This is a genomic window from Amycolatopsis coloradensis, assembly GCF_001953865.1.
Taxonomy (GTDB): domain Bacteria; phylum Actinomycetota; class Actinomycetes; order Mycobacteriales; family Pseudonocardiaceae; genus Amycolatopsis; species Amycolatopsis coloradensis.
In genome coordinates this window covers 38,420-56,623 of record NZ_MQUQ01000020.1, presented here as the reverse complement: position 1 = coordinate 56,623, position 18,204 = coordinate 38,420, and the positions used below count along the sequence as shown (strand labels likewise).

Here is an 18,204-nt window from a genome sequence, read left to right as displayed (position 1 = left end):
GCCGCATGGCCAGACTTTCCGGCGGGGATCCGTCACTGCTGCGGCGACTCAACGCCATAGCGGTCCTGCGGGCGCTGTACGCGGCCGAAGAACTCACCCTCACGGAACTGGTCAAGGCGAGCGAGGTCTCCCGGCCGACGGTCGAGGAGATCGCCACCGACCTCGGCGAGCAGGGGCTGATCGAAGAGGTGCAGCTCTCCCCCGACGCGCCGAGACCGGTCGGCAGGCCCGCCAAGCGGTATCGCTTCCGTCCCGAGTCCGGGCACGTCGCCGGACTCGAGATCGGCCCGCACCAGGCGTTGTGCCTGGTCGCCGATCTGCGCGGCGTCGTCGTCGGACGGGCGAGGGCCGAGGTCACCCCGGAGATGGACGCGCCCGACCGCCTCGGCGTCGCGCGCCGGGTGCTCGGTGCCGCCGTCGGAGGCCGTCCGAACGTCCGGGTGCTCGGCGTCGGCACCACCGGCGTGGTGTCCGGCGGCAAGGTGGTCCGCGGCGAACGCCTGCCCGGCTGGACCGGGCTCGACCTGCCTGCGGAGTTCGGCGGCGGATGCCCGGTGCTGGCGGGCAACGACACCAAGCTCGCGACGCTGGCCGAGCACTGGCGCGGGGCCGCGAACGGCGTCGACGACATCGTCTACGTGCAGGCCGGGCGGACCGTGTCGCTGGGCCTGCTGCTCGACGGGAAACTGCACGCCGGGCACAACGGCGCGGCGGGCGAGATCGGCGCCCTGCGGCGGGTCGGCTGGTACGCGGCGCTCGACCGGTTCCTCGCCTTCGGCGACGGCTCCGGATCCGCCGAGGCCACCAGGCGGGTCTTCGACGCCCTGCGCGGTGGCGATCCCGAAGCCGAGGCGATCGTGGCCGCCTTCGTGACGGATCTGTGCGTCGGCGTCGCCGCGGCCGTGCTCACCGTCGACCCGCAACTGGTGGTGATCGGCGGCGGGCTCGCGCAGGCCGGGGACCTGCTGACGACACCGCTGCGGACCGAACTGACCCGCCTGTGCCTGTTCCCGGTGCGCGTCGAGACGTCGATGCTCGGCGACGACTCGGTGGCGCTCGGCGCGGTGCGGCTGGCCCTCAGCCGCGTGGAGCGCGAGTTGTTCAGCGTCGCGGACGTCGCCTGACCAGGCTGATCACCACGATCAGCACGGCCACCGCACCACTGGTGAACAGCTGCGCCCGCGCGCTCGCGTCCGTCCACATGAGGATGAGGACGCCGGCCATCGCGAGCAGCGCGACCCAGCTGAGCCACGGGAAGCCCCACATCCGCACCGGGAGATCCGCGGCGGTGCCGTCCCGTTCCGCCGCTTTCCGCAGCTTCAGCTGGGAGATGGCGACGAAGATCCAGACCAGCAGGATGTTCGCCCCGATGGCGTTGAGCAGGAACGGAAGTACGTGTTCCGGGGCGAGGAAGTTCAGCAGCACGGCCACGAAACCGAAGGCGACCGACGCCAGCACCGCCGTCCGCGGAACCCCGGCGCCGGACAACCGCAGCATCGCGCGCGGCGCTTCACCTCGCGAGGCCAAGGAAAACACCATCCGCGACGCGCCGTAGAGGTTCGCGTTCAGCGCCGACAGCAAAGACGTCAGCACGACGAAACTCATCAAGAGCGCGGCCGACGGCACCCCGATCTGCTCCAGGATGGTCACGAACGGGCTGGCGTTGGCCGACGCGGATTCCCACGGCAGCAACAACACCATCAGCGCCACGGAACCGACGTAGAACAGCAGCAGGCGCACGATGACCGTGCGCGTGGTGCGGCGGATCGAATCCGCCGGGTCGTCGGACTCCGCCGCGGCGATGGTGACCAGTTCCATGCCACCGAAGGAGAACGCGACCGCGAGCAGGCCGGTCAGCACGCCTTGCGGGCCGTTGGGCAGGAACCCGCCGTGCCCGGTGAGATTGCTCAAGCCGACCGGCGACGTACCCGGCAGGATCCCGAACACCGCCAGCGTGCCGAGGACGAGGAACCCGACGACGGCGGTCACCTTGATCGCGCCGAACCAGAACTCGAACTCCCCGAACGAGCGCACGGCGAACAGGTTCACCACGGTCAGCACCGCCATGAACAGCAGCACCCAGGTCCACTGTGGAATCGCAGGCAGGAGCCCGTTCGCGAGCCCCGCCGCCGCGGTCGCCTCGGCGGCCACCACGACCACCAGCAGCGACCAGTACAGCCAGCCGACGGTGAACCCGGCCCAGCGCCCGAGCGCCTTCTCCGCGTACACCGAGAACGAACCGCTGCTCGGCTCGGCGGCGGCCATCTCGCCCAGCATGCGCATGACGAGCACCATGAGCAGCCCGGCGACCACGTAGGACAGCAGGATGCCGGGGCCCGCGGTGTTGATGCCCGCGCCGGTGCCGACGAACAGCCCGGCGCCGATCGCCCCGCTGATGGCCAGCATGGTGACGTGCCGCCGCCGGAAGCCGGTGCCGAGTGTCCGGGTCTCGATCTCGGTCACGGATTCGGCGGGGCCTGGTGCGGGCATGGTGGATCCATTCGTCTGCGGCGGTACGCGGTGCTCAACCGCGGGACAACTCTTCCAGCCGTTCGTGGAGCCGGTCGACGTGGTCCTCGCTTTCGGGCTTCATCAGCACGCTACGCAGGATCCGCGCGCCGTCCGCATCCGCGTCGACCCCGGTGTGACGCAGGCCGAACTGGGGCCCGCTCACCCGCAGCGTGCTGAGGTACACCGGATCCTTCGCCGCGGCCATGCCGTTGCGAAGGATCCGCGCGCTCACCTGGTCGATCTTCGACAGGGAAGGCGGCTCCGTGCGCGGGAAGTAGGTGACGATGTCGAGTTCCGGTGACTGGTACAGGTCGAACCGCTCGGAGTCCTCCAGCAGTTTCGCCCACCGCAACGCCGCGCGGCGCCCGGCCGCGAGCACCCGGCCCAGCCCGTCGGGGGTGGGCGGCAGCACCCGGAAGGTGAGCCACAACGCGGCGGCCGCCGCACCAGCCCGGGAGCATTCGAGACTGATCTCGCCGAGGTGCAGGTCTTCCGAGGTGAAATAGGTGTACGGCGAATCGTGCAGGAAGAACCGGGCCGTCCCGGGATCCTTGAACAGCACCGCGCCGCAGCCGTAGGGCTGGAGTCCGTGCTTGTGCGGGTCGATGACGATCGAATCGGCCTCGGCGATGGCGAGCCACGGGGCCTCTGGCAGCCCCTCCGGACCGTCCAAACCGGACAGAAGCCGGAAGAACCCACCGTAGGCGGCGTCGACGTGCACCCGGACGCCGTACCGTTCGCGCAGCGCCAGCGCCTCGTGGACCGGTTCCACCGTGCCGAGCCCTGTCGTGCCCGCGGTGAGCACCACGGTGCCGATCTTCCCGGTACGCAGCAGGTCTTCGAGCGCGTCGAGGTCCATCGCGCCGCGAGCGTCGACAGGCACCGTGTGCCCCTCGACACCGAGTACGCCGCACATCCTGCCGTGTGTGTAGTGCGCCTCGGCGCTGTAGGCGATCCCCTTGCCCGGCCGCGTCTCCCGCGCGACGAACAGCGCCTCGAGGTTCGCCACGGTACCGCTGGTGGTCAGATGCCCGAGATGCTCCGCATAGCCGAACATCGTGGCCAGCCGGCCGACGACCTCGCGTTCCATTTCGGCCGTCGCCGGCCCGCCGTCGAGCGCGTGGTTGTTGGGGTTGACCAGCATCGCGGCCAGATAGCCGACCACCGCGGCCGGATGCGGCGGTTTGAGCATCTGGCCCGCGTAGGACGGGTGGAAGAACGGGTAGTTGTCCTTCAGCCGCTCGGTGAGCTCCTCGAACGCGTTCTCGAACCGCCCATCGGGGATCTCCAGCGACGGATGTGGCCGCATGGGGGTGAACGTCTCCGCCCACGCCTCGTTCGACGTCAACGCCTGACCGAGCCAGTACCGGAAGTCCATCAAGGGCGCCCTTCGCTTCGTTCGGCTCCAAAAAACGTAGAAGTCGCCGGAGGCCTCGCGCAACCGTCTTCGGTAGGGGTCAGCTCCCCCGGGTCACCGCCGCCTGACGCCGCGCCTCGCCCTTGTCCTCCAGCTGCCTGACGATCTCCCGCAGCGAAACGGCCAGGTCGGCGCACTCCGCCGGGCTGAGCCGGTCGGTGACGAACGCTTCTTCCTGGTTGAACTCCGGGAAGAGCTCCCGCATCAGCCGTTCGCCCTCCGCTGTCAGCGCGAGCAGCACCAGCCGTCCGTCGACGGGGTGCTTGCGCCGGGTGACCAGGCCGTGCGTTTCCAGCGTCTTCATCACCCCGGTCAGCGTTCCCTTGGTGATCCCGGACTCGGCGGCGACGTGTCTGGTCTCCTTCTCGCCGAAGATCCACACCACCCAGAGCACCACGAACGCGGTCCAGGTGAGCCCCGCGGCGCGCAGGACCGAGTTCTCGAAGTGCAGCCGCACGGCCGTGGCGGCGCGGTGGAGGTTGGCCACCGCCTCCATCCGCTCCCACAGCAGCGGGATTCCGCCCAGCTTGGCCCGCACGGCGGTCTCGGTCTCGGCCAGTGTGTGATACCCGGTCAACAGCCACCTCCTCACCGGCCCCGGAGGTACCAGCCCGGTGGACGCGCACCCCCGCGCGCCCGATCCGCCGATGGTATGCGGAACGAGCGGGAGTCCACAGTGGTCTATCCGGGTCAACGAGCGGGAACGGCCGCCCGGTGTTCGGCGATGTCACCGAACAGGTCGCCCATCTCCTCGACGCGTTCGATCACCTGCTCGGCGGTGAACAGCAGGTCGGCGGCCTGGCGGCAGGCCTCGACCTCCTCCCAGGTCACCGGGGTGGACACGGTCGGGATGGCACGGCCGCGCAGGGAGTAGGGCGCGATGGTGGTCTTGGCGGTGTTGTTCTGGCTCCAGTCGATGAACACGCGGCCGGGGCGGATCGCCTTCGTCATCCTGGCGACCACGGTTTCCGGCGACCGGTGCGCGAGCTCCTCCGCGACCGCCTTGGCGTATTCGGAGGTGCGCTCGTCGGAACGGGTGCGCACCGGGCAGTACAACTGCATTCCCTTGTTGCCGCTGGTCTTCGCGTACACGGTCAAGCCGTCTTCGGTGAGCAGCTCGCTGAGCGTCTCGGCTACCCGGCAGCAGTCGACGACGTCCGCGGGCAACCCGGGATCGAGGTCGAACACCAGCAGATCGGGTGATTTGCGCGCGCCACGCGGGCCCACCGTCCACTGTGGAACGTGCAGTTCCAGCGCGGCGAGATTGGCCGCCCACATCAACGTCGGGAGGTCGCCGACCACCGGGTAGTCGAGCGTTTCCTCCCCGCCCCGACGGCCGCGGTTGGTGAGCCGCGCGGTGCGCACCCACTCGGGCGCGTGCCGGGAAACGTTCTTCTCGTAGAACGGTTCGCCGTCGACGCCGTCCGGGAACCGGCGGAACGTGACGGCGCGGTCGCGCAGATGCGGGAGCATCGCGGGGGCGACGCGGCGGTAGTAGTCGAGGACCTCGCGTTTGGTGAAACCGTGCGCCGGGTAGAGCACCTTGTCCAGATTGGACAATCCCAGCCGCCGCCCCTCGACCTCGACCGTTATCCGCTCATCAGGCACCCTTCGACGATAGATCACCGGCGGGGATTCCGGGTACCGTGAGGCATGAGTACCGTGCCGGACGCGATCGCCCCGATGCTGGCGACCGACGGTGACCTGCCCACCGGCGGTTGGGGGTACGAGTACAAGTGGGATGGCTACCGCTGCTGCCTGCGGGTCGCCCGCGACGGCGAGACCCGCCTCACCAGCCGGCGCGGCCTCGACATCACGGCGACGTACCCGGACGTGACCGCCGAGGCCTTCGACGGCCACGAAGCCGTCCTCGACGGTGAGATCGTCGTCCTGGACGACCGGGGACGGCCGAGTTTCCCGCTGTTGCAGACGCGGCACCTGCGCACACCGGACGCGTCGCTGCTGGAGCGCAGCCCGGTGCACTTCTTCGCCTTCGACGTGCTGTTTCTCGACGGCACCCTCCTGCTCGACGAGCCCTACGCCGCTCGTCGTGAACTCGTGACTTCGCTGGGTGGCGGTGGCCGTGTCGTCATCCCACCGGGCTACACCGACGACGACATCTCGCCCGATCAACTGCTGGAAGTCGTCCGGCAGCACGGGCTCGAAGGGCTGATCGCGAAGAAGCTCGACAGCCGGTACCACCCCGGCAAGCGGACGCGGCAGTGGATCAAACGGGCACTGTGGCACACCCAAGAGGTCGTGGTCGGTGGCTGGCGACCCGGCGACGGACGGCGCTCGGGGACGCTCGGCGCGCTGTTGCTGGGCGCGCACGACGAGGCCGGTGAGCTGCGGTACGTCGGCGACGTCGGGACCGGGTTCAGCGACAAGGTCCTCGAAGACCTGTACGCCCGGCTCACCCCGCTGGAACGGAAGACGCCGCCCTTCGCTTCGAAGGTCCCGCGTGATCGGGCGCGGCGGGCGCACTGGGTGGCGCCGGAACTGGTCGGGGAGGTCATGTACCGGAACTGGACCCTGGACGGACGGCTGCGGCATACGACCTGGCGGGGACTGCGCGCGGACAAGGCACCCGAGGACGTCGTGCTTCCTTCCTAGCGCGTGTCCGCGGCGTGTCAGTGCCGTGGCGGTCCGGTGTCAGTCCGGTCGGTGATCGTTGCTCTCGACAACGAGAGATCACCACCACGAAGGAGTTCCCACCATGTCTGTCTTCCCCACCCCGAAGCCGATCACCGCCACCCTGACCACCGCGGGTGCCCGGGTGCGCGTCGCCGCGAGCGAGCGTTCGGACGCGGTGGTGCTGGTCGAGCCGATCGACAGCACGAGCAAGTCGGATGTGAAGGTCGCTGAGAACACCAAGGTCGGCTTCGCGGACGGAGAGCTGTCGATCGAGACGAAGAAGGCGGGCGGCAAGGCGGGCTCGGTCGCGATCACGATCGAGGTGCCCGCCGACTCCCGGCTCGTCCTGAACACGGCGTGGTCGGACGTGCGCGCCGACGGCCGGTTCGGCGACTGCGTGCTGGAGGTGGCGTCGGGCCAGGTCCAGGTCGACCGCGTCGCGACGGTGCGGGGCAACCTGGCGGCGGGCGAGGTCACACTCGGGCACGTCGCCGGGACCGCGGACGTCGACGGTGGCACGGCCTGCCTGCGAATCGGCGAGGCCGAGGGCACGGTCCGGTACGCGGGGTCGACCGGGAAGGTCTGGATCGGGCACGCCCACGCCGATTTGGATTTCTCCGGCTCTAGCGGAAGTTTCGACATCGACCGTGCCGACGGCGACGTCGTCGCTAAGGCGGCCAACTGCCCGATCCGGGTCGGCAAGCTGTCGCGCGGTGCCGAGCTGGTGAACGCTTCCGGGGGTATCGACATCGGCGTCGACGGGGACGCCGCGTCAGTGGATGCCAAGAGTACCAAGGGTTCGGTGCGCAACTCCGTCGCCGCGGAGAGCGGCGAGGGCGGGGTCAAGGTGTACGCCCGCACGCGGCTCGACGACATCGTCATCCACCGCGCGGCCGCCTGAGGGCGTTCGCCTGTCAGTGCAGCCTCGATCGCCAAGACGTAGAGCCCCAAGCGCTACTCACGATCATCTGGACCGAACGGACGACGCGCGTGACTGGATGGACGACGCGGGCGAAAGTCAGTTCCCACTCGCCGATCGGTCCAATGTGGACTCTCTTGCCTGGTTCCAGTAACCGTTCCAGGTCGGTGACGAGCTGGTCGGTCGTGGTGTGCCGCAGGCCGGTCACCGGGTCGCTCGCGTGCGGGGTGCTGCGGCCGCGGCCGCGCTGGTCGAACAGCACCGCGCGGTAGCGGGCCGGGCGAACATCCGCCGCATACCGGCGTGCAACCCTGGCCGGGGCCACCGTGCGGCATGACCTCCGGGTTCCCGCAGGTCTCCCAAGAGACGAAGACGCCGTCACCTACATCGAGCAATCCTTTGTCACAGGTCGATCATGAATACCGGCCGGAACCGTCAGTGAGATCGCGAAACACCTTCGCCGCAACGAAGTTCAGCACACCGGCCCTTTCTTCGCGGCGCCGGGAGGGGCAGATTCATCGGTACCGGCGAAACCACCAGAGACGGGGAACCCATGGCGGTTGACGGCACGATGTTCACCCTTGGCGTGGAAGAAGAGTTCCTTCTCCTCGATCCGCTGGACGGGTCAGTCGCGTTGCGCGCGCCCGAGCTTCTCGAACACCTCGCCGCCGAACCGGACGTCACCGGTGAGCTGATGCGGTTCCAGATCGAGACCGCGACCGGGATCTGCCACGGCTTGGACGAGGTCCGCTCGGAACTGACCCGCCTGCGGCAGATCGTCGCGAGCGCGGCGGAGGCCGACGGCTGCCTGATGGTGGCGGCGGGGATACCGCCTGCCGGCCCGCGAGGGGACACGATCACGCCCGAACCGCGGTACCGGCGGATGGCCAGGGCCTTCCCCGATCTGATCGACGACGCGGGAACCTGTGCCTGCCACGTGCATGTCGGGTTGCCGTCGCGGGATCTCGGCGCGCGGGTCCTCGCCGGACTGCGGCCGTGGCTCGCCCCGTTGCTGGCGCTCAGTGTCAACTCCCCGATCGAGAACGGCGCCGATTCCGGGTGGTCCAGCAGGCGCTTCCCGATCTGGGACCGATGGCCGACGGCGAGGCCGCCCGACGAATGGCCTGGTGCGGCCGCCTACGACAGCAGCGTCGGGGACGCCTTGCGTCACGGGGCCGCCCTCGACCCGGCCGGGGTGTACTTCTACGCCCGGCTTTCCTCTCGCCATCCCACGGTGGAGGTCCGGATCGCCGATGTCTGCCTCGCTGTCGACGACGCCGTCCTGCTCGCGGCGCTGGTACGCGGACTGGTGGCGACCTGCGCCGGGGCGACCGGACTTCCGCGGGTTCGTGGCGCCCGGATCGGCGCGGCACTCACGGCCGCCGCGCGCCGCGGCCTCGACGGGCCGGGCATCGACGTCTTCACCGGCCGGGAGGCCGATCAGCGCGCTCTTCTCGGCAGGCTCGTCGATTTCATCCGGCCCGCGCTCAGGGCGGCCGGCGATCTCGACGACGTCGAGCAGGGGTTGCACTCGCTTTTCGAGCGCGGGACCGGCGCGACCCGGCAACGCCGGCTGTTCGCGGAGGCGGCCTCCCCCGGCGAATTCGCCGCGGACCTCGCCTTCGCGACGATGAACGTCCCGGCCGGGTGAACCAGCGTCACAGCCAGCCGGACTCCCGCGCGATCCGCACCGCGTCGACCCGGTTGCGGGCGCTGAGCTTCGACACGATCGTCGTCAGATAGTTCCGCACGGTCCCGGCGGAGAGGAACAGTTCGGCCGCGATCTCGGTCGGATCGGAACCGACCGACGCCAGCCGGAGCACCTCGATCTCCCGGGCCGTGAGCGGGCATTCCTCGCTGTCCCAGGCCGCGAGCGCCAAGTCACCGTCGACGACGCGCCGCCCGGCCGCGACCCCGCGGACGGCGTTGGCCAGCCTGTCGGCGGGCGCGTCCTTGCGCAGGAAGCCGTTGACCTTCGCGGCCAGCGCCCGCCGGAGGGTTCCGGGGCTGCCGAGCGAGGTGAGGATCAGCGTGCGGACGCCGGGCAGTTGTTCGTGCAGTTCGGCGGCGGCGGTGAGCCCGTCCTTGCCGGGCAGGTCGATGTCGATGAGCGCGATGTCGGGGCGCGAAGACCGGGCGAGCGGAAGGATCTCGTCACCGCTGGCGCATTCGGCGACGACCTCGATGTCGGCTTCCAGCCCGAGCAGCGCGACGAGGGCCCCTCGGACAATGTGCATGTCCTCCGCCACCAGGACCTTGATCATCGACCCCATCTGCCTTTCGCCTGCGCCTGCGCCCCACGAGCCGACAATACTATCCTCACACACCCGTACCGCGAAATGGAAACCGGCCCTTGACCGCCGCAGGGGGACGCGGTCAAGGGCCGGTTCTGTGTTGCCGCGGGAATACGTTCTTCGAACCGCGCCAACACGGCCGGGGTAGTTCCGGCGTGAATGCGCTACCAGTGATTTTGCGGCCGCCCGCCGTGGAGATCCAGTGCGCACACCATCGCCGACCTGTGGTTTTCACATGGCGTTCCCGTGACGCCCCGCTCCGCCGGACCCCGTGAGATTTTCACGTCGCCGCACACAGGAATCCATATCCGGCGGTGATTCAAGCACTTCAGGAGAAGCGGCGGCGAACACTACTGTCGAAACCGCAAAGCAAACCAGAATTCCTCGAGCGAAAGGACGGTACAATGGATGAGACTGTCCGGCGAGCCGTGGAGCGAGCCATTGGGGCCATGAACGAGAAACTGGGCGAAGAGCTCACTATCGACGAGATCGCCCGCGCCGCGACGTTCAGCAAATTCCATTTCACCAGGGTGTTCCAGCAGGCCACCGGCGTCTCGCCGGGCCGGTTCCTGTCCGCGCTGCGGCTCGACGAGGCCAAACGCCTGCTGCTGGTGACCTCACTCACGGTCGCCGACATCAGCCACCGCGTGGGCTACAACAGCGTCGGCACCTTCAGCACGCGGTTCAGCAGCCGCGTCGGCCTCTCCCCCTCCGCGTACCGCCAGCAGGGCGGTTTCCAGCGACGGCTGGCAGGCGAATCCCTTCCCGGTGTGAAGCCCGCGATCGTCCGCGGTTTCGTGTCGGTGCCGCCGGAGATCTCGCCCGGCCTCGTCTTCGTCGGTCTCTTCCCGACGCGTATCCCCGAGGGCGCGCCTGTGCGCCACACGGTCATCGACGCCCCCGGCCCCTATCAGCTCACCGAGGTCCCGGAAGGCACCTGGCACCTCGTCGCGCACTGTGTGACCGGGCCGCTCACGCGCCGCGGCAGCGGATACAGCGGCCACCACGGCCCGATCACCGTCGAGCCGGGCGTCACCGCGCGGCTGGCGGACCTGCGGATGCGCCCCAAATGCCTGTTCGACCCGCCGGTCCTGCTCGCCCTGCCCGACCTGCGGCGACGGCCGGAGCCGGTCAAGCACGCCGCCTGACCCGAGTGCCCGCGTGCTCGGAGACGTGACTCGCGTGCTTGAACTCCGCACTCCTGAGTGCGGAGTTCAAGCACGCGAGTCACGCCCTCGTTCCGACCGCTAGGCCGACAGGCGGCCCGCCGGGGAAGCGAAACCCTCGCGGATGTTCTGCCGCCAGAGTTCGTAGGCAGGCGTGCCGTCCGCGGCGTTCGCGGTGACCTCGGTCGAGTCGGCGAGGTCGACGGCCTCCTCGATGCTCAGCCCGGCCAGCGTCCGCGCGGCGCGGCGGGTGTGCGGCGGGACGAACGACGAGAACGTCCTCGCCTTCACCGCGAACACGACGCCGAGGCCGAGTTCGTCCTGGTGCTCCCCCGCCGACTCGCGCAGCCGGGTCAGCCCCGGCTGGTCACAGCCGCCCGCGAAGGTCGAGGCCAGCCCGACCCCGCTCCACAGGTCCCCACGGCGTTCGGCCGGGAAGCGGTTCACCGCCGCGGCGACCTTCACCGGGTCGGCGCCGTTGATGAACCACAGCGCCCGCCCGATGCCCTGGTCACAGGCGCGAGGGAAGTACGCGGGAGCGCCCGCCCACGGATACGGCTTGGGGACGAACTGCTCGCCGACCCACTTGCGCGTGTCGAAGTAGGCGCGATCGAAGGCGTAGCCGTCGACGGCCAGCCAGCTCATCGTCGGATGGAACGGGACGCCGTCCAGGTCCGGCAGCACCTTCTTCCACAGCGGCCGCGGCAGCCTGGCCATCGCGAATCCGATGCCGATGTAGGTCAGGAACACGTGGCCGACGCCGGGGCCGCTCATCAGTTCGGCGGTGCGGTCCTTCCGGCCGCCGGGCATGACGTCGAGGATGGTGAACGCCATCGCCGCGCCCTCGTAGGCGAACCCGCGCATCTCCGGCTCGACCATGTCCAGGCGCCGCTCGGCCTCCCACAGCGGCGGCGCCTCGATCCCCCACTCGAACCCGCACACCACCGACTGCGGGATCGACTCCAGCCGGGCGGTCGCCGGTGTCGGCGGCACCCCGAAGCCCCGCCCCTCGAAACCGACCGAGGCCAGCGAGGGCGCGAACAAGACCTTGCGCAGGGCACCCAGCAATGAGCTCATCACATACGTCCTTTGTGGATAGTGTCGGTTCGCGCGCGAACTCGGCTCTTGCCGAGGAGACCACGCCGTGCTCGCTGCCCGCTCGACGGCCGATCGAGGTCGGCGCCGGTACCGCCGAACAGTCCATTCGCGGCCATGACAATGGTGAATTCACCCGTTCGCCAACCGAATTCACCGGAGTGGGATGTACGCGACAGGGAATGGAAAGCACTTATGGCGGCAATTTTACCGTCTTCTGGCCTGACACTGAGTAATCGACCGATCGCAATTTCACCATACTCGAAGCTCCAACATCGTCGCAGCTCACCAGGGTCTTGATCGCCCGAGCAGGGCTCCGAAAAAAGCGCAACCTTGAATCGTGCGATTCAGATTCACTCTTCCGGGTTTGCTATGTACACTGAGAGTTAGCGCGTTATGGGGAAGAGGAGGTCGGAGTGATCCGAGTCCTATTGGCCGAGGATATGCACATGGTCCGCGGCGCCTTGGTCGCTCTGCTGAACCTCGAGAAGGACATCGAGGTCGTCGCGGAGGTCTGCTCGGGCGACAAGATCCTCCCGATGGCAGCGGAGTACCTGCCGGACGTCGCGATCATCGACATCGACCTGCCGGCCAAGGACGGGCTCGCCGCCGCTTCCGAGCTCTACCAGCAACTTCCCGACGTCCGCACGCTGATCCTCACCTCGCTCGGCCGTCCGGGCACCGTGCGCCGCGCGCTCGACGCGAAGGTCAACGGCTTCCTGCTCAAGGACGCGCCCGCCGACAAACTCGCGAACGCCGTCCGCTCGGTCGCCATCGGCCGCCGGGTCATCGACAGTGAACTCGCGCTTTCCGCATGGGAAACGGAGGATTGCCCGCTGACACCGCGGGAAGCCGAGATCCTCCGCCTCGCGGCGAACGGCCGCACGGTCGCCGACATCGCGGCCGAACTGTTCCTGTCACCGGGGACCGTGCGGAACTATCTCGCCACCGTGGTCACGAAACTCAACGCCCGCAACCGGGTCGACGCCATCCGCATCGCCACCGATTCCGACTGGCTCTGACCACCCGCGCGCCTTCTCCTTCGCCACAATCGGTTCCGTGCACCAGGTCGTGACGATCACATACGGCGCACCGAAGAAATCACGGTTCACCGGGTGTTTCCGGCACTGTTCCGAAGGTTCTCCCTCTGTCACCGTCACAGAGGGGGAGTCCACCGGAGGGGCAGGGGATGCACGGGATGAGTACCGAACCGGGAGACGTCGCGAACATCGCGGTGCGCGCGCGGCTTCTCGGCCCGCTCGAACTGCACGCCGGCGGGGCCGATCGCGCGCCGACCACACCGAAACTCCTGCAACTGCTGGCGATGCTGCTCATCCGGCCAGGCAAGACGGTCCACGTCGACTCCCTCGTCCACGAGCTGTGGAACGACACTCCCCCGCGCAGTGTCCGCCGGACCCTGCACACCTACGTCCACCACCTCCGCCGCCACCTCGATCCCGGCGGTGACGGCCTGCTGGTCACCAGCCCGCCCGGGTACCGGCTGGACGTCGACCCGGCCGTTGTCGACGTGGCGGAGTTCCAGCGTCTGCACCACCTGGGCCGCGACCTGCTGAGCGACGGCGACAACGCGGCGGCCGCGCACGCGTTCCGCACCGCGCTGGACCTGTGGTCCGGTCCACCGCTGGCCAACATCCACTGTGGACCCACGCTGGCCGCCTACACAGTCTATCTGCTGGAGCACCGGCGCAACGCCCGTGACCTGTGGATCGAGGCCGAGATCCGCGCCGGGCGGCATCGGGAGATGCTCGGGGTGCTGCGGTCGCTGGCCACCGCGAACCCGTTCGACGAAACCCTGCACGCCCAGCTGATCCGCGCACTGGGGCTCAGCGGGCGGCGTAGCGACGCGCTGGCCTCCTACGAGTGGCTGCGGGCGAGGCTCGACGACGAACTGGGGGTGGAACCCTGCGCCGAACTGCGAGAGCTGCACCGCGAACTGCTCTCCGAGGGACATCCGGTCCGCTGATCACCGGACCGGCGAACGAACACCACCCCGCCACCAGATCCAGGAAGTTGAGGAGTCAAGCATGACCGCTCGCACCTACGGCCAGTTCTGCGGCCTCGCCCGCGCGCTCGAGATCATCGGGGAACGCTGGTCCCTGCTCGTGATCCGCGACCTGGTGCTCGGCCCGAAGCGTTTCGACGAACTGCGGCATGGCCTGCCGAAGATCCCGACGAGCATCCTGTCGACCCGGCTGAACGAACTCGAACGGCACGGCGTCGTCCAGCGCCGGGTGCTTTCCCAGCTCGACGCCGGGGTGGTCTACGAGCTGACCGAGTACGGCAACGACCTCGACCAGATCCTGCTGCAGCTCGGCCTGTGGGGTGCCCGTTCGCTCACCGACCCCGCGGTGGACGACCTGTTCACCCTCGACGCGGCCATCCTGTCGCTGTACACGACGTTCCAGCCGGACGAGGCCCACGGCGTCCATGGCTCGTTCGAACTGCGTTACGGCGACCAGATGATCGTCCACGCGGTGGTCGAGGACGGCGCGGTGACCGCGGGTGAGGGCCCGCACCCCGACCCGGACATCGTCATCGAGCCGCGCGGCCCGCTCATGCTCAAGCTGCTGAACGGCGAGCTGGACGCCACGAGCGCGCTCACCTGCGGCGCGGTGGCCATCAAGGGCGACCCGGCGCATCTGGAGCTGTTCACGCGGCTGTTCCACATCCCCTCGGCGCCGTCGAAGGCCGAAGGGCTCGTCACGCACTGAGAAGCAGCCCGCCATTAGGCACCTGCTTGCGATGGATGCGCACGCGACGATCGCGAGCAGGTGCCGAATCGCGCTATTCGAAGCGTACGGTGTCGCCGGCGCCGCGCCGCACGATCTCCGGTTCCCCCGCCGAGAAATCGATGACCGTGGTGGGTTCGACCCCGCACTCGCCGGAGTCGATCACCGCGTCCACCACGTGCTCCAGCCGCTCCTTGATGTCCCAGCCCTGGGTCATCGGCTCCTCCTGGTCGGGCAGCAGCAGCGTGCTCGACAGCAGCGGTTCGCCGAGTTCCCCCAGCAGTGCCTGGGTGACCACGTGGTCCGGGATGCGCACGCCGACGGTCTTCTTCTTGGCGTGCAGCAGGCGGCGCGGAACCTCCTTGGTCGCCGGGAGGATGAACGTGTAACTGCCCGGCGTGGACGCCTTGATCGCCCGGAACACCGTGTTGTCGATGTGCACGAACTGGCCCAGCTGGGCGAAGTCCTGGCACACCAGGGTGAAGTGGTGGCGGTCGTCGAGCTTGCGGATGCTCCGGATGCGGTCGATGCCGTCCTTGTTCCCCAGCTGGCAGCCCAGCGCGAAGCAGGAGTCCGTCGGGTACGCGATCAGTCCGTCCTCGCGCAGGATGTCGACGACCTGTCCGATCGCGCGCCGTTGCGGATTTTCCGGATGTACGTCGAAATACCTGGCCATGCGCCGAGCTTAAGGCCACCGGCCCGCTCCCGCCGCGACAGGCCGCCCGGCGTGGCGTACCCGGGGACCCGTTCACGCTGTTCGGTACACAGTGGATCCTCATCTCTTCCATCGTGGCGTGTTCCGCGACCGTTCGCAGGGTGCGAACGTCCCACACCCGGCCGGGTGACCGGCGGGACTTTCCCTGGCCTCGGCCGGGAAAACGTCTTCCTGTTTGTCGTTCTCCCTTACCCTGAACGATCAACCGGGGTAACGGGCATGGGTTAGGATCCGAATACACCGCGATGGAAGGTCGTGCGGCGCCCGCCCTCGGCCGTCGTGAGGGCGAAGCACGACGAAGAGTAAGACGTCTCCTGTTACCACTGGGGTGCCTGTGCCGGAACAGCTCGCGGTGACCGCCGAACCTCTGGGGACCGCCGGGATCGATCGGCGCCCCCGGCGCGCACTGTTCCTCGCCGGGCTGATCATCACCGTCGTCTTCGTCAACTCCTGTCTGTTCGGACTCCTCGCGGTGCTGCTGCGGCCGGGGGTGGACTTCTGGCACGGGCTGCTGGCGGTGCTGTACGTCGGGCCCGTGCTGGCGATCCAGCTGCTGTTCTTCAGCCGTCCGGCGGTCCGGCTGGACACGAAGCTCGCGAAGGGCATGCTGGTGGTCCAGGCCTGCCTGGCCTACCTGCCGACCCTGCACTTCGAGGCGGCGCTGAGCTCACTGACCACCCTCGCGGCAGGCAGTGCGCTGCTGATCTTCCGGCCGCGGACGGGCTGGACGGTGTTCACCGTGTTCATGGCGAGCACGACGTGGATCCTGTGGACCTACGACGACACTTGGCTCGGCGCGGTGTTCGACAGCATCAGCGCGTTCTTCTACGCGCTGGTCGTGTACCTGCTGACCTGGCTCGCGCGGCTGGTGACCGAACTGCACCAGGCCAGGACCGAACTGGCGAGGCGCGCCGTGGCCGAGCAGCGGCTGGCGTTCGCGCGGGACCTGCACGATCTGCTCGGCCTCAGCCTTTCCGCGATCGCGCTCAAGGGTGAGCTGGTGCACCGGCTGCTGCGCAAGTCGCTGGACCGGGCCCGCGAAGAACTCGCCGAGATCACCGGGATCGCCCAGCGGACGCTGTCCGACGTGCGCTCGGTGGCCAGGGGTTACCGGGAGCTGTCGCTCGACAAGGAATCACGGACCGCGATCTCGCTGCTCTCGGCGTCGAACGTCGCGGTGCGGGTCGACCTGGAACAGGTCGAACTGCCGGTGAAGCTGCGGACGCTGCTGGCGAAGGTGCTGCGGGAGGGCGTCACGAACGTGCTCCGCTACACCGGCGTCGAGCACTGCGAGATCACCGTGCGCGAGAGCGAGGGCCGGGTCACGCTGGAGATCGTCCACGACGGGACGGCACACGAAGACGTCCCGGAGGAAACGGCCGAGAGCCTGCGGGCGGTGACCGGAGAGGTCTCCGGGCACGGCGGAACGCTCGGCGCCGGCCCCGACGCGGCGGGCCGGTGGCGGCTGCGCGCCGAACTCCCGGTGCCCGACCAGGTCGAGCCCACCGAGACGGCGCTGGCCCAGGAACCCGGCCACTGGTCCCGGATCGAGGCCAGGAACGTCCAGTGGACGCTGACGGTGGTCTTCATCCTCTTCGGTCTCTCCGCGCTGACCCGGGCCTTCATGCTGACCGGGCACGACTTCTGGACCGCGCTGACCGAGGACACCTGGTACGTCGTGTTCACCGTCGGCTACCTCACCGCGCTGATCACGCTACAACTGTCCTATTTCGCCAGGCCGAACGTCCGGCTGCGCTCACGGCAGAGCTACGCGCTGCTGTTCGTCCAGGCCTGCCTGATCTTCCTGCCGCTGATCCCGCTCGGGAGCACCTGGGTGAGCCTGCCCAGCCTGTTCGCCGGCACCGCGCTGCTGGTGCTGCCGCCACTGGCGGGATGGACGGCGTTCGCCGCGACCGCCGTCGGCGTGGTGCTGATCCGGATCGAGTACGGCACCGACTTCCTCGGCGGCTTCTACAGTTTCGCGTCCATCCTGAACACCGGGCTGATGGTCTTCGGGCTGATCTGGCTGATCCGGCTGGTGACCGAACTGGGCGAGACCAGGAAGCGGCTCGCCGAGGTCGCGGTCGCGGAGGAGCGGCTGCGCTTCGCCCGCGACCTGCACGACCTGCTGGGGATGAGCCTTTCGGCGATCGCGCTGAAGAGCGAGCTGACCAGCCGGATCATGGACATCGACACGAAGCGGGCCTCCGACGAGCTGCTGGAGATCCTCGGCCTGACGCGGCAGGCACTGACCGACGTCCGCTCGGTGGCGAGCGGCTACCGGGAACTGTCGCTGGACCAGGAGTCCCGGTCCGCGCAGGCGGTGCTGGTGGCCGCCGACGTCCAGGTGCGGCTGGAGATCGAGCACGAGGACCTGCCGTCGACGGTGCGCACGGTGCTGGCCGTGGTGCTGCGCGAGGGCGTCACGAATGTGTTGCGGCACAGCAAGGTCGAACGCTGTGAGATCGCCGTGCGGCGGATCGGCGACGGCGTCTCACTGGACATCGTCAACGACGGTGTCGAAAACGGGCGGCCGAAGACGGAGAAGCCGGTGCGGGTCGAGGCCGCGGGCAGTGGCATCACGAACATGTCCGACCGCGTCGCCGGACTCGGCGGTGAGCTGACCGCCGGCGTCGAGGCCGACGGGCGGTTCCGGCTGCGCGCGGTGGTGCCGGTCTAGACCCTTCCCAAGTCCGTGAAGGA

At 69.0% G+C, this 18,204-nt stretch carries 16 protein-coding genes and 1 pseudogene; 9 read left to right on the top strand and 8 right to left on the bottom strand.

Annotated elements, in window-relative coordinates; genetic code table 11:
- Nucleotides 1–5 precede the first annotated feature (5 nt).
- Nucleotides 6–1,124, top strand: coding sequence for an ROK family transcriptional regulator (locus BS329_RS32815; RefSeq protein ID WP_076165897.1), 1,119 nt, complete (start codon nucleotides 6–8; stop codon nucleotides 1,122–1,124).
- Here the strand turns inward: BS329_RS32815 and BS329_RS32810 are convergent.
- The 4 genes from BS329_RS32810 to ligD (BS329_RS32795) form a co-directional block, all read right to left on the bottom strand.
- Nucleotides 1,102–2,490 (bottom strand): amino acid permease, encoded by a 1,389-nt coding sequence (locus BS329_RS32810; protein WP_076165894.1) that lies wholly within the window; start codon nucleotides 2,488–2,490, stop codon nucleotides 1,102–1,104. The genes BS329_RS32815 and BS329_RS32810 overlap by 23 nt on opposite strands.
- A 34-nt stretch (nucleotides 2,491–2,524) precedes the next feature.
- Nucleotides 2,525–3,889 carry a pyridoxal phosphate-dependent decarboxylase family protein gene (locus BS329_RS32805; RefSeq protein WP_076165891.1) on the bottom strand — a complete coding sequence of 455 codons (1,365 nt, stop codon included), beginning with the start codon at nucleotides 3,887–3,889 and terminating at the stop codon, nucleotides 2,525–2,527.
- Nucleotides 3,890–3,968: 79 nt separating this feature from the next.
- On the bottom strand, nucleotides 3,969–4,505 hold the full coding sequence (locus tag BS329_RS32800; protein ID WP_076165887.1) for a MarR family winged helix-turn-helix transcriptional regulator: 537 nt from the start codon (nucleotides 4,503–4,505) through the stop codon (nucleotides 3,969–3,971).
- 113 nt (nucleotides 4,506–4,618) lie between these two features.
- Nucleotides 4,619–5,536 carry a non-homologous end-joining DNA ligase gene (gene ligD / locus BS329_RS32795; RefSeq protein WP_076165884.1) on the bottom strand — a complete coding sequence of 306 codons (918 nt, stop codon included), beginning with the start codon at nucleotides 5,534–5,536 and terminating at the stop codon, nucleotides 4,619–4,621.
- A 45-nt stretch (nucleotides 5,537–5,581) separates the two neighbouring features.
- Here ligD (BS329_RS32795) and ligD (BS329_RS32790) point away from each other — a divergent pair, with 45 nt between their 5' ends.
- Together ligD (BS329_RS32790) and BS329_RS32785 are read left to right on the top strand one after the other, a co-directional pair.
- Nucleotides 5,582–6,541 carry a non-homologous end-joining DNA ligase gene (ligD, locus tag BS329_RS32790; RefSeq protein ID WP_084750495.1) on the top strand — a complete coding sequence of 320 codons (960 nt, stop codon included), beginning with the start codon at nucleotides 5,582–5,584 and terminating at the stop codon, nucleotides 6,539–6,541.
- A 103-nt stretch (nucleotides 6,542–6,644) separates the two neighbouring features.
- Nucleotides 6,645–7,463, top strand: a complete 819-nt coding sequence (locus tag BS329_RS32785; RefSeq protein ID WP_076165882.1) for a DUF4097 family beta strand repeat-containing protein — start codon at nucleotides 6,645–6,647, stop codon at nucleotides 7,461–7,463.
- 118 nt (nucleotides 7,464–7,581) lie between these two features.
- Here BS329_RS32785 and BS329_RS44845 read toward each other — a convergent pair.
- Nucleotides 7,582–7,876: pseudogene (locus BS329_RS44845) on the bottom strand (prolyl aminopeptidase); the annotation flags it as partial.
- A gap of 158 nt (nucleotides 7,877–8,034) precedes the next feature.
- On the opposite strand from BS329_RS44845, the gene BS329_RS32775 reads away from it, so the two are divergent.
- On the top strand, nucleotides 8,035–9,132 hold the full coding sequence (locus tag BS329_RS32775; RefSeq protein WP_076165877.1) for a carboxylate-amine ligase: 1,098 nt from the start codon (nucleotides 8,035–8,037) through the stop codon (nucleotides 9,130–9,132).
- 7 nt (nucleotides 9,133–9,139) lie between these two features.
- Here BS329_RS32775 and BS329_RS32770 read toward each other — a convergent pair whose 3' ends face one another.
- On the bottom strand, nucleotides 9,140–9,745 hold the full coding sequence (locus BS329_RS32770) for a response regulator transcription factor (protein ID WP_076166597.1): 606 nt from the start codon (nucleotides 9,743–9,745) through the stop codon (nucleotides 9,140–9,142).
- Nucleotides 9,746–10,224: 479 nt separating this feature from the next.
- Here BS329_RS32770 and BS329_RS32765 point away from each other — a divergent pair, with 479 nt between their 5' ends.
- Complete coding sequence (locus tag BS329_RS32765) at nucleotides 10,225–10,923, top strand: helix-turn-helix domain-containing protein (RefSeq protein WP_084750491.1); 699 nt, start codon at nucleotides 10,225–10,227, stop codon at nucleotides 10,921–10,923.
- Between the two features lie 99 nt (nucleotides 10,924–11,022).
- Here BS329_RS32765 and BS329_RS32760 read toward each other — a convergent pair whose 3' ends face one another.
- Nucleotides 11,023–12,018: a DUF1702 family protein gene (locus BS329_RS32760; RefSeq protein ID WP_076165872.1), complete on the bottom strand. Its 996-nt coding sequence runs from the start codon at nucleotides 12,016–12,018 to the stop codon at nucleotides 11,023–11,025.
- A gap of 434 nt (nucleotides 12,019–12,452) precedes the next feature.
- Here BS329_RS32760 and BS329_RS32755 point away from each other — a divergent pair, with 434 nt between their 5' ends.
- The 3 genes from BS329_RS32755 (at nucleotide 12,453) to BS329_RS32745 (ending at nucleotide 14,768) form a co-directional block, all read left to right on the top strand.
- Complete coding sequence (locus tag BS329_RS32755) at nucleotides 12,453–13,058, top strand: response regulator transcription factor (RefSeq protein ID WP_076165868.1); 606 nt, start codon at nucleotides 12,453–12,455, stop codon at nucleotides 13,056–13,058.
- Between the two features lie 167 nt (nucleotides 13,059–13,225).
- Nucleotides 13,226–14,020, top strand: coding sequence for an AfsR/SARP family transcriptional regulator (locus BS329_RS32750; protein WP_076165865.1), 795 nt, complete (start codon nucleotides 13,226–13,228; stop codon nucleotides 14,018–14,020).
- Nucleotides 14,021–14,081: 61 nt separating this feature from the next.
- Nucleotides 14,082–14,768 carry a winged helix-turn-helix transcriptional regulator gene (locus BS329_RS32745; RefSeq protein WP_076165862.1) on the top strand — a complete coding sequence of 229 codons (687 nt, stop codon included), beginning with the start codon at nucleotides 14,082–14,084 and terminating at the stop codon, nucleotides 14,766–14,768.
- A gap of 73 nt (nucleotides 14,769–14,841) precedes the next feature.
- Here the strand turns inward: BS329_RS32745 and BS329_RS32740 are convergent, their stop codons facing one another.
- Nucleotides 14,842–15,462, bottom strand: a complete 621-nt coding sequence (locus BS329_RS32740) for an L-threonylcarbamoyladenylate synthase (RefSeq protein WP_076165860.1) — start codon at nucleotides 15,460–15,462, stop codon at nucleotides 14,842–14,844.
- 373 nt (nucleotides 15,463–15,835) lie between these two features.
- Here BS329_RS32740 and BS329_RS32735 point away from each other — a divergent pair, with 373 nt between their 5' ends.
- A complete protein-coding gene (locus tag BS329_RS32735; protein ID WP_084750484.1) occupies nucleotides 15,836–18,181 on the top strand; it encodes a sensor histidine kinase in 2,346 nt (781 codons plus the stop codon).
- Nucleotides 18,182–18,204 lie beyond the last annotated feature (23 nt).